Below are 13114 nucleotides of genomic sequence, written 5' to 3'. Positions count from 1 at the left end.
CCCTCCGAATCGGTGATCAAGCACGGGGTCGCGCCGGGACAGGAAGGGGCGGAGCCGCCACGAAGTGGGCCGCTGCTTCCGTCGCTTCGGCCAGAGCCTGGGTGGGTGTAGCGCCCCGGGACCGGTGCGCTAGGAAGGCGCCGGCCAGGGTGTCACCGGCGCCCGACACCTCTCGTGGTGGCTGGGAAGGAGGCAACACCGAGGCGGCCTCTCGGCCGAAGGACCACACCCGGGCCGGGCGAGGCCCGTCGGTCACTACGACTTCCGGCAGAGCCGTCGTATCGGCGAGGGACTGAAGGAGCCGGTGTTCAGCGGCGTTGACGAACAGTGCGCTTGCCTGGTTGAGCCAGGGGGCGGCGGTCCGGATCATGGTCTCTGCACTGGTCAGAAAGAAGTCGATGCTGAAGGTGGCCCTGTGGTGCGTGAGTCGGCTGAGGACGGCTGCCGCATCAAGAGGGTGGCGGCAGCAGACGTGGTACTCGCCGTCCGGGTACCGCTCGATGTGCGCTAGAACGTGGTCGGTCAGTCGTTCGGCGACGCCGTAGGCGGCACGGACATTGATGAGTTCGCCCTGGAGGTTGTACCGCAGGTCGAAGCGGGTGGACGGCCCTTCGGCCTTACTGCACGCCGACCAGTCGATGCCGCCCAGCCCCGGCGCCTGTGGTACGTGGGCCAAATCCTGGCCCAGGACGCAGACCGGTGCGGCGTGGCGGCCAGCCCTGGCCGCCGCGAGCGCCACGAACAGTGCGGCTCCGCCGATACGAGCACCTCCACGGTGGTTCGGGTAGCGGGTCACGTCCCGGCTGACGTTGCCCAACACGTCGAGGCGCGTCACCCTCGGCCCCTCGTATGGGCAGCCCGGCCGCGGTGGGCGCAGCCGACGGCTCTGACGCACAGCGGCCTGTGGGCGCAAAGCTTCGGCGAGGGGCCGTTCAGGTACAGCCGCTTGAAGTAGATCAGGGTGAGGTGCACCCACCAGGTCGGCTCTGCACCCTCCGGGATGGTGACCTGGTGGTCGTGCTCGGCGGCCAGGGCGCGGAAATCGCGTGCCCGCGCGTGGACAGCGGCTTCCAGGACGTGACGCATCCGTTCGTGGGCCACCGCTCCGGGCGGCAGGTCGATCCCCAGAGCGGGCGCGAGTTTGCTGACCATGCCGGAGTCCACAGGGATGATTCCGCAGTGATATCCGCGAGCGGTGAGGATCGCGCACTGGGCCACCTTGTACGACGCCCCGTGCACGCGCTGTGTGAAGTCGCCGATCAGCTCGTCGTTGTCGGCCGACGCCGACAACGGATCAACGCCCTCCTTGCTCCAGCCTCGCAGCAGCTCGGCGAGCGAGCGCAGGTAGTCGATCCTCGTCCGGGCCAGACCGAGAGGGCGAACCAGCTCGGCGAGTTCGACCTCGGTCGCAGCCACCAGCGCGTCGAAGCCCAGGGCGTCCGCTGCCCGAATGACCTTCGCATAGGTGCCGACCATGCGGTAGGAGACCCGGGTGGACCAGCCGGCGGCGAGCATCCGCACGCGCGGGTCAGTGATCGTCATGGGCCACCACCGGTTGTTGTCGTGGTTGGCCTCGACTTCGGCCCGGACATCCGGCAGTGCGGCGGCTCGGGCAACGAGCCGGTGCACCCGTCGGATCTCCAGCGGCTTCACCGCCGAGCGGCGGACAGTGGTCATGCCGGGACTCCTGAACTGAGGCGGGCGGCGAGGAGGGCCATGGCGAGGTTCGAGGAGAAGACGGGTGTCCGGAGCCGCTGTTCCAGCTCGGTCACCGCCGCAAGGGTGTGCCACCCGGTACAGGACAGCACCACAGCCTGCGCCGCGTCGACCGCGCGCTGCGGAAGCTCCTCCACCAGTGCCAGGACCCTGTCGGTGGTGATCCGCGAATACCCGTCGTCCTGACCGAGGCTCGCGTGTCCCAGGACCTCGATACCGGTCTCCGCGAGCGCGCTGGCCTCGGCCTCTGTGACGTCGATTGGATAAGGCGTGCCGAGCACCACCTGCGTCACATCCGCAGCGGCCAGCGCAGCGAGCACCGCGTCGAACGCCGTGGTGACGCCTGCGGGCAGGTGCGGTCCGCCAGTGAACCCGGCCGATGTACACGCGAGGAGAACCGCGTCCAGCTCGACCTGGGACAGCGAGCCCAGTGCTTCCGCCGAGGCCGCCCGTAGCCCGTGCCAGAACGATGTATCGATGGCAGTCGTTCCAGAGGCTGGGACCAGCCGGGTGTGGTGGAAGACCGTGTTGCGCAAGCCGAGGCGCGGCAGCTCGGTCTCGACCGCCACATTCGCCCAGGGGAGCAGCAGCCCGATCCGCACGATCCGGTGGGCAGCCGCGTCAAGCGCCGCCAGGGTTGCGAGCGATCCGTCAGGCAGTTGGTGCAAGGCGCTCTCCGTAGATCATCCGTGGGGCATGTCCGGTGACCATGAGGTCGGCCGTGGTTCCGAGTGGAACGGCCGCATCCTGTTCCACGACCTGGATGGAGTACGAGCCGAGTCGTCGCCACCAAGTCCCGCCCTGCCCGATGAAGTAGGAGTGCAGGCCCGGCACCCGCAGGCCCGTGGGATACACCCGTTCCTTCATCGGCTGGTCCCAGGTGTGGTCGATGTCCGCCTTCCAGGTGACGAAGTGTTCGGCGGAGGGCAGCGGTTTCCGCTCGCCGAGGGCGGCCAGCGGCGTCCCGGGGAAGGCCCGTGCCAGACGGACGTTGGTGCGGTGGCACAGCAGACCGGCGTCGAGGATCGCTGACAGACCCTGGAGGTTGGCCGCATGGGTCCGGTGGGTCTCCCCGGGCAGGCCGTAGATCAAGTTGAGGCCGGGCAGAAGTGTCGGCAACCCCCCGGGACCACGAGTGGCCCCGGCCTCGTTGACGTTCTCGACCGCCCGCATGAGGACCTCGGGCGTGCACGTCAAGGTGTTCCGCTGGATGACGACGGGGTCGAACGACTCGATGCCCATGGGCGCGCAGTTGCCCTCGGTGCAGTAGGTAGCGACCAGCTTGGCGATGCGCCGACCGACGGGTGAGGCCACGGCGAGGGGGTCCGCGTTGTCGATGTGCAGGACTTCCAGCTCCGGGCACCGTTGGCGGATACCGTCCAGCAGGGCACGAATCGCCTCCTCGTCCCGGTTGCGGTAGGAGAAGAAGCAGGTCTGCTGGCCAAGTCGGAAGTTGCGGACTCCGCTGGCGTAGAGCTGCTCCACCTCGGTCACGACGTCGTCCACCTCGCGGAAGGCAACTAGCGGAGACTTGGCCGGTTCATTGCAGAAATCGCAGAACTTCCGGCGCGTGCAGCCCCGGTACAGCTCCAGTTCGGCGATCGGCCGCCAGGGCATCTGCTCGATCAGGCCCGTGAACGAGTCGCGGTCGCGCCGCATCTGCCGGTAGTCCGCCGGCCGGCGACTCCCTAGGAGGAGATCGCCCGACGTCACGGTATGGGTGTGGATGGCGTCGAACAGCCCGGCGTACTCAGCAGACGCCGCGGTGGCATACGTGGACAGCGGGCCCAGCAGGAAGCGGTGCCCTCGGGCGCAGGCGAGTGCTCGGGCAATCTCCGGCAACGACCCGTTCACTGCGTGGAGGTGAGTCGACGGGACCGCGTCGCCTGCTACCACAACGACGATCTCGGCGTCGCGCAGAAACTGAACGGCGTTGTTCCGGTTGACGGTGGTCGAGTATGTGAGCGGGTCGCTCTGGGGCGGCTCGACGGCCGGTTTCCCTCCTGCCAGACACCATCTCACGTCATCGATGGTCAAGTACCGGACGTCAGCCTCGGGGCGGGTTCGGCGCAGTGCGGACCAGGCGGCGCGCACGTAAGTCGACAGATAGGGCGGTACGCCGAGACCGCTGGGCTCGACGGTGAAGCAGTCCAGGATGACTACGGGCCGCATGTCTCTCCCTTCGGAGCCGGGGCGTCGGTGTGCTCCAGCGGGATGTACGCCGGGCGGCCGACAGCCCGCAGCGCTCCCAGTCTCATCACTCACCGGGCACGGGAGGAGGGGGTGAAGGGGTTGTTCGGTTGCACGGAGGTTGGTCTGTCATCCCTGAGTGTTCGACACTGAGACACAGAGTGATTGACAGGGCATCATCTACTCATGGGCGGTGATACGACGAGGGCAAGCGGGGGCAATACGGCCCTCATGGCCCGTATCAAGGAAGCGGGTTGCTCGAACGCGGCCTTGGCTCGGCGAGTCAACGAGTTGGGCGCCCTCCAGGGCGAGATCACGCGCTACGACAAGGCGTCGATCACCCGCTGGGTCCAGGGGATGACCCCCAAGGGCAAGTCCCCCCAGTTCATCGCCGAGGCGATCAGCAGCTTCTTGGGCCGGCCCGTTTCTCCCACCGACCTCGGGTTTCCGCAGCAGGCCCAGCGGTCCGTGGTTGCCCGTGCACTGTCGTACCGTGAAGACGTGGGCGAAACACTGCACACACTCGCGGAGCTGGGCTCCACGGACATCTCGCGACGCAGCCTGCTCGGGGCTGTCCCGTTCGTCGCGAGCGCTCTCACGGACCCGCAAAGGCAGTGGCTTCTGTGGCTCCTCGAAGACGAGCAGGCTCCTCACCTTGCCGCTGTGGCAGGAGGCGGACCCGTCGAGCAGGTCGGAGCCATGATCGATATGTTCGACCTGATGGACAACCGCTTTGGCGGCGGGAACGTTCGTCCCAGCATCGTCGGCTATCTCAGTACCCAGCTCACCCCCATGCTCCAGCAACGTGGTCTTCCCGCGAACCAGCGGCGCACCCTCTACGTCTACGCCGCGAAGTTGGCCGCCATGGCGGGCTGGTGCTCGTACGACACGGCTGATTACGGCCTTGCCGAGCGATACATGATCCAAGCACTTCGTCTGTGCGCCGAGGGCGGTGACCAGGTCCTCGGCGGACAGATCCTCGCGGGCATGTCCCACCTCGCGACCAGCCTCGGCAGTCCCCGGGAAGGCGTCGCCCTGGCCCGCGCCGGTATCGTGACCGCCAAGTCTTCGGGCAGTCCCCTCGGGCTCATGCGTCTTCACGCCATGGCTGCCCGTGGACACGCCATGCTGGGCGACTCCCGACAGGCAACAGCCTCGCTCGCTGCTGCCGGAGCCGCCATGGAGCGGAGTCGCGGCCCTGCCGAGGAGTCCCCCTGGGTCCGCTTCCTCGATCACCACTACCTGGAGGCCGAGGCCGCTCTCGTCCACCGTGATCTCGGCGAGGCGACGGAGGCCGAACGGCTCGCGGCAGCCTCGGTCCAGGCCAACGCGGACCGGCGTCGGCGGCAGGCGATCAGCAGCTCGGTGCTGGCGACCGCACTCCTTCAGCAGGATCGCCTGGATGAAGCGGTGGGCACGGCCAGTGGTGCACTGGACCTGCTCGGTGGAGTCCACAGCGAACGGTCCGTGCAGGCTCTGCGCGACTTCCGAGCCCGTCTCACCCCACGTCGCCACGAGACGATCGTCCGCGAGTTCGAGCGCAAGGCCCGCCCGGTGCTCGGTATGTCCGCCGCCTGAACCGAATTTCAGTAGCCCTGCGCAGTCGGTGCGTTCTGTCCTCGGTCCACGGGAAGGTTGACTCCCGTGACAGCGCGGGCCTGGTGGGAGAGCAAGAAGGCGATCACGTCCGCAACCTCCTCGGGACGCACCAGCTCACGCCCCGGGAACTCCGCAGTGAATCGCTCGTAGGCGACGGGATCCTCCTGCCGCATTCGGTCCCATCGCTTCCCCGGGATCATCATGGACCCAGGGGAGACGGCGTTCACACGGATGCCGTGCGGGCCCAGCTCACGTGCCAGTGAGGACACCATGTGGAGCTGTGCGGCCTTGCTTGCCCCGTACTGGGCCTGCGGCCCGGGCTTCCAGCCGGAGATCGATGACACGACCACGACCGACCCGCCCCCGGAAGCCCGGAGGTGAGGGGTGACGGATGCGGCGAGTCGGGCGAAGTGGCCGACGTTCAGGGCCCAGGTAACCGCCCAGTCCTCGGGAGTAGCTTCGGTGATACCTCGGCCCCGGGCACCTCCCGCGCAGGCGACGGCACCGTCAAGGCCGCCGAACGAGGCAGCAGCCGAGACCACGAACTGTTCCAGTCGTTCCGGTTCGGTGACGTCCAGCGGCTGGGTGAACAGCTCATCGCCGGCACCGAGAGATCGGCGTAGTCCGTCCAAGGACTCCGCCTTTCGCGCGCAGGCGGCGACCCGGGCTCCTTCGGCCAGTAGCAGGCGGACCACTTCCCCGCCCAAGCCTCTGGAACCACCCGTCACCACGAAGCGTCGGCCCGTGAATCTGCCTGCATCAGGGGACGAGCGCCTTGCCCGCTCCGTGTTGCCTGTCGTGCGTACAACCTCCGGCCCGCCGTGCCATCTGACGTGTTTCAAGCCATCCTCCCTGTGTCCTTCTTCTTCGCTCGTCGCAGCGGTTCTCTTGTGGTCGTGCCCGATTCGGGACAGACGCGCAGCCGGCGATCAGCCGGCCTCGGTGTCTCTTGCTCGGGCACAGCACGTCTCCGGCTTCGAGCCTGCCGCAACCCAGGCCGCGGAGCCGGGTTCGGGCAGTCCAACATGCATCGAGCGAAAGGCGGCGGCCGTGCTCCGCGCTTCTCGCCCACTCGGGAGGCACACCGTGTCCCAGGCACCACCCCCGCGAACCAGGCTCCTGCTGGCCGACACCCCGGATGCCGTCGGGCTGGCCAGGCTCCACATCACCAACGTTCTCGCCCGCTGGGGTGTGCCCCCAGACAGCGTCGAGACCGTCAAGCTTCTGGTGTCCGAGCTGGCGACCAACGCCGTCCGGCACCCGAATAGGAGGGAACAGCAGCGTTCCTCCGAGGCCGACCAGCACGCGGCCGGGACCTTCGAGATCATGCTGGATTCCGACAACGACACCATCCGGTTGTCGGTCTGGGATCGAGATGCTCGGCCGCCCGTTCTTCAGGAGGTCGGTGTCGAGGCCAGCGGAGGGCGAGGAGTCTTCCTCGTCGCCGCGATGAGCCGACGATGGGGCTGCTACCCCGCGAACGGGCGCCCGGGGAAGGTCGTGTGGGCGGAGGTGTCCGTCTGCCCCGAGGAGCGCCGCGCCGAGAGCGATTGGGCGGAGGTGTGATGGACCTGATTGTGCGGGTGGGTCACACGCTCGGGAGCGTGGCGCTGGTGGTGGCGGGTGTGTTTCTGGCGCTGTTTGCGATCTTTTTGTGGATCGTGCGGGCACTGGCCAGAGCGGAGGACGGGGAGTGAGTTGGGTGCCGAGCAGTGCGGCGCCGGCCGTGTCGGATGAGCACTCGTGGGTGATCGGGCCGTGCTAATTCTGGTGCGGCTACCGGCAGACGTTGATTCTGCGGGTTGGGACGATCTCGACAGAGCGGCCGGTGGCGCACGCGCCGTTGTACGCGTGCGGTCCGTGTCTGGAAGCGCTCGGTGCGGCGGTGGAGGACTACACTCACGCAGCCGGGCACCTGCCCATCGATGACGACGGGCGTGACGTCCCCCTGTACGCACCGCCGGAGTGGAACCGCCCTCGTGTGCTGCGGTCGCGGCCGGGAGGTAAACACCGCAGGCCGTCCACGCGGCTGGGGCTCGCGTGGTGGGAGCTGATCGCGGGCGGCGAATAACAGCCAGCGTGGTTACTCCCGCTTTCTGCCGGGGAGCCTCGACCACCGATGCTCCCCGTGGCAGCGGCCCGGTCGCCCGGGGGCTGGAAGAGATCTTGCGGATCATCTCCTGTCCGAGGCCCGCTGCCGACCGAGCCCAAAGATGTTGAGGGCCGCCGCCCTGTCCCAGGACGGCGGCCCTCAACGGCGGTTTCCCGGACACCCACGCAGGTAGCCGGAACCCCTGATTTAGATGTCGAAGTAGAGCTCGAACTCGTGCGGGTGGGGGCGGAGCTGCATCGGGGCGATCTCCTTCTCCCGCTTGAAGTCGATCCACGTCTCGATCAGGTCGGCCGTGAAGACGCCGCCGGCCTGCAGGTACTCGTTGTCCGCCTCCAGGGCCTCGAGGACCGCGGGGAGGGACGTCGGGACCTGCGGAAGCTCGGCGTGCTCCTCGGGGGCCAGCTCGTAGAGGTCCTTGTCGATCGGCTCCGCCGGCTCGATCTTGTTCTTGATGCCGTCGAGGCCCGCGAGCAGCAGCGCGGAGAACGCCAGGTACGGGTTGGACGACGGGTCCGGGGCGCGGAACTCGACGCGCTTCGCCTTCGGGTTCGAGCCCGTGATCGGGATACGCATGGCGGCCGAGCGGTTGCGCTGCGAGTAGACCAGGTTGACCGGGGCCTCGAAGCCGGGGACCAGGCGGTGGTACGAGTTCACCGTGGGGTTGGTGAACGCCAGCAGCGACGGGGCGTGCTTCAGGATGCCGCCGATGTAGTAGCGCGCCATGTCGGACAGGCCCGCGTAGCCCTGCTCGTCGTAGAAGAGGGGGCTGCCGCCCGCCCACAGCGACTGGTGGACGTGCATGCCGGAGCCGTTGTCGCCGAAGATCGGCTTCGGCATGAAGGTGGCGGTCTTGCCGTTGCGCCAGGCCACGTTCTTGACGATGTACTTGTACAGCATCAGGTCGTCGGCGGCGGCCAGCAGCGTGTTGAACTCGTAGTTGATCTCGGCCTGGCCGGCGGTGCCCACCTCGTGGTGCTGGCGCTCGACCTTGAGGCCGGCCTTGATCAGCTCCAGGGTGATCTCGGCGCGCAGGTCGGCGAAGTGGTCCACGGGCGGGACGGGGAAGTAGCCGCCCTTGTAGCGGACCTTGTAGCCGCGGTTGCCGCCCTCCTCGATGGCGCCGGTGTTCCAGGCGCCCGCGATGGAGTCGATGTGGTAGTAGCCGGCGTTCGACTTGGTCTCGAAGCGCACGTCGTCGAAGACGTAGAACTCGGCCTCGGGACCGAAGTAGGCCGTCTCCGCGATGCCGGAGGAGGCGAGGTACGCCTCGGCCTTCTTCGCCACGTTGCGCGGGTCACGGCTGTACGCCTCGCCGGTCACCGGGTCGTGGATGAAGAAGTTGATGTTGAGCGTGGAGTCCTTGCGGAACGGGTCGATCCGCGCGGTGGTCAGGTCGGGGACCAGCGCCATGTCCGACTCGTGGATGGCCTGGAAACCGCGGATCGACGAGCCGTCGAACATCACCTGCGCGGTCGGGTCGAACACCTCGGCCGGGATGGTCAGGTGCTGCATGATGCCCGGCAGGTCGCAGAAGCGGACATCGACGAATTTCACGTCGTTGTCCGCGATGTACTTGTTGATCTCGTCGGCGTTCTGGAACATCCGATGTCCTCCTAGCCCCGGCCGTGGAGGGACGGGGATGTGCAGCTCGGGGTACGGCCCGTGCGCGGGCCTGCCGCTGCGACCCTATGGACACGCCATTTCTCGGGCATGACTCACTTGTTTCACCGATGTTAACCGGACTTCTCGGCCGATACCGGTGACGGGCCGTGTGCGGCGCCGCGCTACCGTGGGGCCGTGGACAAGCGGCAGGCAATCGGCTCCTGGCTCTCCGGACCCCGCGCGGCGGCCGAGGACATGGGCGTGGACTTCGGCTACCGGGGCGAACGCCTCGGTCTCCCCGAGACGGGCCCCGGGTCCGTCGCCCGGTTCGGCAGGCGGCTGGCCGCCATCGCCGTGGACTGGGTGCTGTGCAATGTGATCGCATACGGTCTGCTCACCGATCGCGGCGACCCGGCCGCCGTGAGCGACTGGGCGCTCGCCGTCTTCGTGGTCATGTCCCTGATGACGGTCGGCACGCTCGGGTTCACGCCGGGCAAGCGGCTCCTCGGGCTGCGCGTCGTCGCGGTGGGCGGCGGCCGGCTCACGTTCCCCCGCGCGGCCCTCCGCACGGTGCTGCTGGGCCTCGCGGTCCCCGCGCTGATCTGGGACCGGGACATGCGCGGCATGCACGACCGGCTCGCCGGCGCCGTCGAGGTCCGCGCCTGACCGGCGAGCGGCGCCGTACGCGAACGGGCCGGCCCCCCGAGGGGAACCGGCCCGTTCACGTTCTCTCCGCCCGTCGGCGGGTCAGCGGCTGCGGGGCGGCTTGTTGCCCCTCGGCATCCGCATGCCCTTCGGGAGCGGCCCCTTGGGCAGCGGCATGTTGCTCATGAGGTCGCCCATCGCGCGGAGCCGGTCGTTCACCTCGGTGACGCGCGGCCCCGCCAGGACCCGCGGGTACTTCAGGATCGTGGTCCGCAGCTTCTTGAGCTCGACCTGCCCCTCGCCCTGCCCGATGAGCACGACGTGCACCGGCACGTCCGAGACCACGCGGTTCATCCGGCGGCGCTCGGCGGCGATCAGGGTCTTGAGCCGGTTCGGGTTGCCCTCGCCGACGAGGACCACGCCGCACTTGCCGACCGCGCGGTGCACGACGTCCTGCTGCCGGTTGGCCGCGATCGCCGGGGTGAACGCGATGCCGCGCTTCATGTTCTCGAGCACGGCGGCCGCTGCCCCCGGCTGTCCCTCCATCTGGCCGAACGCCGCGCGCTCGGCCCGCCGCCCGAAGACGATCGCCGTCGTCAGCAGGGCCACGAGGGCACCGAGAATGCCCAGGTAGATGGGGTGTCCGAGCAGGAATCCGATGATCAGGACCACCGCGAAGGTGCCCAGACCGACGGCGGAGATGATCCAGCCGATCCAGCGATCGGACCGCCGGGTCATCTTGTACGTCAGGGCGATCTGCTTGAGCCGCCCCGGATTCTCGGAATCCTGTTCCTTGTCCTTCCGCGCCATGCGCGCAAGTCTACGGGGCACCCCGCGCGCCGCCGCGCGCGGTGGCCCGGAAGAGCGGCTCAGGGGCGAGGTACGGGCAGGACGGCCGCCCGCCCGGTGCCGCCGCGGCCCGCCGCGACGGAGGCGAGCACGCGTTCGACCTCGCCGCGGGCCGCGGCCCGCTCGCGGTCGGCCAGTACGGCGGCGCGGGCGTTCTCGAGAGCCGTGCGCTGCCCGCCGCGCAGCAGCATCCCCTCCAGCGTGCGCAGCGTGCGCCGTACGGACGGACGCGCGGAAGCGGTGTTCGCCATGGCCGGACCCCTCCCCAGGGCGGTCGGACTGTATGTCCCGATGGTTGTCTGCCGGTGTTACGACGCCATGACCCGGGGGTCAAACCCGGTGAAAGCCCGGACGACGGCCGCCCCGCACCCCCGCGGCACGGCCGCCGTCCGCCCGCGCGACGTCAGGCCGCGGGAACGCCCTCGCGCCGCTCGACCGCCTGCCGGTACAGGCGGCCGGCGCGGTAGGAGGACCGCACCAGCGGCCCGGACATGACGCCCGCGTAGCCGATCTGCTCGGCCTCCTCCTGGAGCTCCACGAACTCGTGCGGCTTCACCCACCGCTCCACCGGGTGGTGCCGGGGCGTCGGCCGCAGGTACTGGGTGATCGTGATCAGCTCGCACCCGGCGGCGTGCATGTCGCGCAGGGCCTGGCTGACCTCCTCACGGGTCTCGCCGAGGCCGAGGATCAGGTTCGACTTGGTGACGAGCCCCGCCTCGCGCGCCAGCGTCAGCACCCGCAGGGACCGCTCGTAGCGGAACGCGGGACGGATGCGCTTGAAGATCCGCGGGACGGTCTCGACGTTGTGCGCGAGCACCTCGGGACGGCTGCCGAAGACCTCGGCGAGCTGCTCGGGCACCGCGTTGAAGTCGGGGATCAGCAGCTCGACGCCGGTGCCCGGGATCATGCCGTGGATCTGCCGCACGGTCTCCGCGTACAGCCACGCGCCGCCGTCCGGCAGGTCGTCGCGCGCGACCCCGGTGATCGTCGCGTACTTCAGTTCCATCCGCCGCACCGACTCGGCGACGCGGCGCGGCTCGTCCCGGTCGAGGTCGGCCGGGCGGCCGGTGTCGATCTGGCAGAAGTCGCAGCGCCGGGTGCACTGCTCGCCGCCGATCAGGAAGGTGGCCTCCCGGTCCTCCCAGCACTCGAAGATGTTGGGACAGCCCGCCTCCTGGCAGACCGTGTGGAGGCCCTCCCGCTTCACGAGGCCGTGGAGCTCCTTGTACTCGGGGCCCATCCTGGCGCGCGTCTTGATCCATTCGGGCTTGCGCTCGATGGGGGTCTGGCTGTTCCTCACTTCGAGGCGCAGCATCTTGCGGCCGTCGGGTGCGACAGCGGACACGTCCGGCTCCCTACCACTTTCGATTCTTCGGCGAACACCAGCGTACGCCTGTGCTTCTGGGGCTCCGCACGCCCGCCGGGCTGTGAGCCGGACGGTCGGAGGGGGAGCGGCGGATCAGACCGCGCGGGGCAGCGGTACGGCGGACTCGACGACCTCCCGCAGGTGTTCCTCCATGACGGGCAGCACCTCGCGCACCGTGACGTCGCGGCCGAGCTCCTGCGAGAGCGACGTCACACCCGCGTCCCGGATGCCGCACGGCACGATGCGGTCGAACGAGGTGTTGTCCGGGTCGCAGTTCAGGGCGAAGCCGTGCATGGTGACGCCCTTGGCGACACGGATGCCGATCGCGCACAGCTTGCGGTCCTCACCGCGCTGTCCCGCGTTCGACGGGGCGTACTCGGGGCCGTTCAGCCGCGGGTCGAACTCCTCGTCGTGCAGCCGGGGGTCGAAGTCGAGGGACAGGCCGCCGAGCGCCGCGGCCACCGCGCCGCCGGACCGGTCGTCGTCCACCGATTCGCCGAGGACCCACACGCCGCTGCGCCCCTCGACCCGCGTGGTGGCGAGGCCGAAGTCGGCGCACGTCCTGATGACGGCCTCCTCCAGACGCCGCACGTGGGCGATGACGTCCACCGGCCGCGGCAGCTTCAGGATGGGGTACCCGACGAGCTGGCCGGGGCCGTGCCAGGTGATCTTCCCGCCCCGGTCCACGTCGATGACGGGGGTGCCGTCGAGCGGACGTTCACTGTCCTCGGTACGCCGCCCGGCCGTGTACACGGGCTGGTGTTCGAGGAGGAGGCACGTGTCCGGGATCTCGTCCGCGAACCGGGCCGTGTGCACCCGCCGTTGCTCCTGCCATCCCGCGTGGTACTCCACGGCTTCCGTCCCGAAACCGAGATGGACAAAGCGCAGCTCGCTCACCGCGACCGCTCCTCTTTCCGGCGCGTCTTCCGGCGCGTCTTCCGGTGGTTGTTCCGGCGCATCCGCACTGATGCCCTGGTTCTCGCCTCCACTGTAAGCCCGCGCGTCCGGCCCTCCCGGGCCGGGCTCGTCCTCAC

14 protein-coding genes are annotated in these 13114 nt (G+C 69.2%); 4 read left to right on the top strand and 10 right to left on the bottom strand.

The annotated features are described in order from the left end of the window. Positions 1 to 16 precede the first annotated feature (16 nt). Genes EMA09_RS05600 through EMA09_RS05585 form a run of 4 tightly spaced genes read right to left on the bottom strand, consistent with a single transcriptional unit; the run spans position 17 to position 3888 of the window. Positions 17 to 835, bottom strand: coding sequence for a PfkB family carbohydrate kinase (locus EMA09_RS05600; RefSeq protein WP_129839478.1), 819 nt, complete (start codon positions 833 to 835; stop codon positions 17 to 19). Continuing rightward, positions 832 to 1677, bottom strand: coding sequence for a hypothetical protein (locus tag EMA09_RS05595; RefSeq protein WP_129839476.1), 846 nt, complete (start codon positions 1675 to 1677; stop codon positions 832 to 834). Before EMA09_RS05595 ends, EMA09_RS05600 begins: the two co-directional genes overlap by 4 nt. Beyond that, a complete protein-coding gene (locus EMA09_RS05590) occupies positions 1674 to 2384 on the bottom strand; it encodes a hypothetical protein (protein ID WP_129839474.1) in 711 nt (236 codons plus the stop codon). Before EMA09_RS05590 ends, EMA09_RS05595 begins: the two co-directional genes overlap by 4 nt. Further along, positions 2368 to 3888, bottom strand: a complete 1521-nt coding sequence (locus EMA09_RS05585; RefSeq protein WP_129839472.1) for a radical SAM protein — start codon at positions 3886 to 3888, stop codon at positions 2368 to 2370. The genes EMA09_RS05590 and EMA09_RS05585 overlap by 17 nt, the downstream gene beginning before the upstream one ends. A 249-nt stretch (positions 3889 to 4137) precedes the next feature. Here EMA09_RS05585 and EMA09_RS05580 point away from each other — a divergent pair, with 249 nt between their 5' ends. Continuing rightward, positions 4138 to 5484 (top strand): hypothetical protein, encoded by a 1347-nt coding sequence (locus EMA09_RS05580; protein ID WP_240796241.1) that lies wholly within the window; start codon positions 4138 to 4140, stop codon positions 5482 to 5484. A gap of 8 nt (positions 5485 to 5492) precedes the next feature. Here EMA09_RS05580 and EMA09_RS05575 read toward each other — a convergent pair whose 3' ends face one another. Beyond that, positions 5493 to 6233, bottom strand: coding sequence for an SDR family oxidoreductase (locus tag EMA09_RS05575; protein WP_346655867.1), 741 nt, complete (start codon positions 6231 to 6233; stop codon positions 5493 to 5495). A gap of 358 nt (positions 6234 to 6591) precedes the next feature. On the opposite strand from EMA09_RS05575, the gene EMA09_RS05570 reads away from it, so the two are divergent. Both EMA09_RS05570 and EMA09_RS29260 read left to right on the top strand, forming a co-directional pair. Further along, positions 6592 to 7071, top strand: a complete 480-nt coding sequence (locus tag EMA09_RS05570; RefSeq protein WP_240796240.1) for an ATP-binding protein — start codon at positions 6592 to 6594, stop codon at positions 7069 to 7071. Then, entirely contained in the window at positions 7071 to 7202 is a 132-nt protein-coding gene (locus tag EMA09_RS29260) for a hypothetical protein (RefSeq protein WP_276324158.1), read from the top strand. Before EMA09_RS05570 ends, EMA09_RS29260 begins: the two co-directional genes overlap by 1 nt. Before the next feature lie 602 nt (positions 7203 to 7804). Here EMA09_RS29260 and glnA read toward each other — a convergent pair. Then, the gene (glnA, locus tag EMA09_RS05565; RefSeq protein ID WP_129839466.1) at positions 7805 to 9220 is read right to left on the bottom strand and encodes a type I glutamate--ammonia ligase; all 1416 of its coding nucleotides are present in this window, start codon (positions 9218 to 9220) and stop codon (positions 7805 to 7807) included. Between the two features lie 195 nt (positions 9221 to 9415). On the opposite strand from glnA, the gene EMA09_RS05560 reads away from it, so the two are divergent. Next, a complete protein-coding gene (locus EMA09_RS05560) occupies positions 9416 to 9886 on the top strand; it encodes an RDD family protein (protein ID WP_129839464.1) in 471 nt (156 codons plus the stop codon). A gap of 81 nt (positions 9887 to 9967) precedes the next feature. Here EMA09_RS05560 and EMA09_RS05555 read toward each other — a convergent pair whose 3' ends face one another. The 4 genes from EMA09_RS05555 to lipB all read right to left on the bottom strand — a co-directional run bounded on the left by EMA09_RS05555 (position 9968) and on the right by lipB (position 12977). After that, positions 9968 to 10675, bottom strand: a complete 708-nt coding sequence (locus EMA09_RS05555) for a DUF4191 domain-containing protein (protein WP_129839462.1) — start codon at positions 10673 to 10675, stop codon at positions 9968 to 9970. Between the two features lie 59 nt (positions 10676 to 10734). Further along, entirely contained in the window at positions 10735 to 10965 is a 231-nt protein-coding gene (locus EMA09_RS05550) for a hypothetical protein (RefSeq protein WP_129839460.1), read from the bottom strand. Between the two features lie 152 nt (positions 10966 to 11117). After that, entirely contained in the window at positions 11118 to 12059 is a 942-nt protein-coding gene (gene lipA, locus EMA09_RS05545) for a lipoyl synthase (protein WP_129839458.1), read from the bottom strand. A gap of 114 nt (positions 12060 to 12173) precedes the next feature. Beyond that, positions 12174 to 12977: a lipoyl(octanoyl) transferase LipB gene (gene lipB, locus EMA09_RS05540; protein ID WP_129839456.1), complete on the bottom strand. Its 804-nt coding sequence runs from the start codon at positions 12975 to 12977 to the stop codon at positions 12174 to 12176. Between the last annotated feature and the right edge of the window lie 137 nt (positions 12978 to 13114).

This window comes from Streptomyces sp. RFCAC02 (assembly GCF_004193175.1).
GTDB lineage: Bacteria > Actinomycetota > Actinomycetes > Streptomycetales > Streptomycetaceae > Streptomyces.
This window is presented reverse-complemented; position numbering and strand designations above follow the sequence as displayed.

What these genes read in the sequence shown, in the direction of transcription:
- EMA09_RS05555 (WP_129839462.1), bottom strand. Translation starts at nt 10,675, where the DNA reads ATGGCGCGGAAGGACAAGGAACAGGATTCCGAGAATCCGGGGCGGCTC.
- glnA (WP_129839466.1), bottom strand. Translation starts at nt 9,220, where the DNA reads ATGTTCCAGAACGCCGACGAGATCAACAAGTACATCGCGGACAACGAC.
- EMA09_RS05550 (WP_129839460.1), bottom strand. Translation starts at nt 10,965, where the DNA reads ATGGCGAACACCGCTTCCGCGCGTCCGTCCGTACGGCGCACGCTGCGC.
- EMA09_RS05580 (WP_240796241.1), top strand. Translation starts at nt 4,138, where the DNA reads ATGGCCCGTATCAAGGAAGCGGGTTGCTCGAACGCGGCCTTGGCTCGG.
- EMA09_RS05595 (WP_129839476.1), bottom strand. Translation starts at nt 1,677, where the DNA reads ATGACCACTGTCCGCCGCTCGGCGGTGAAGCCGCTGGAGATCCGACGG.
- EMA09_RS05585 (WP_129839472.1), bottom strand. Translation starts at nt 3,888, where the DNA reads ATGCGGCCCGTAGTCATCCTGGACTGCTTCACCGTCGAGCCCAGCGGT.
- EMA09_RS29260 (WP_276324158.1), top strand. Translation starts at nt 7,071, where the DNA reads ATGGACCTGATTGTGCGGGTGGGTCACACGCTCGGGAGCGTGGCGCTG.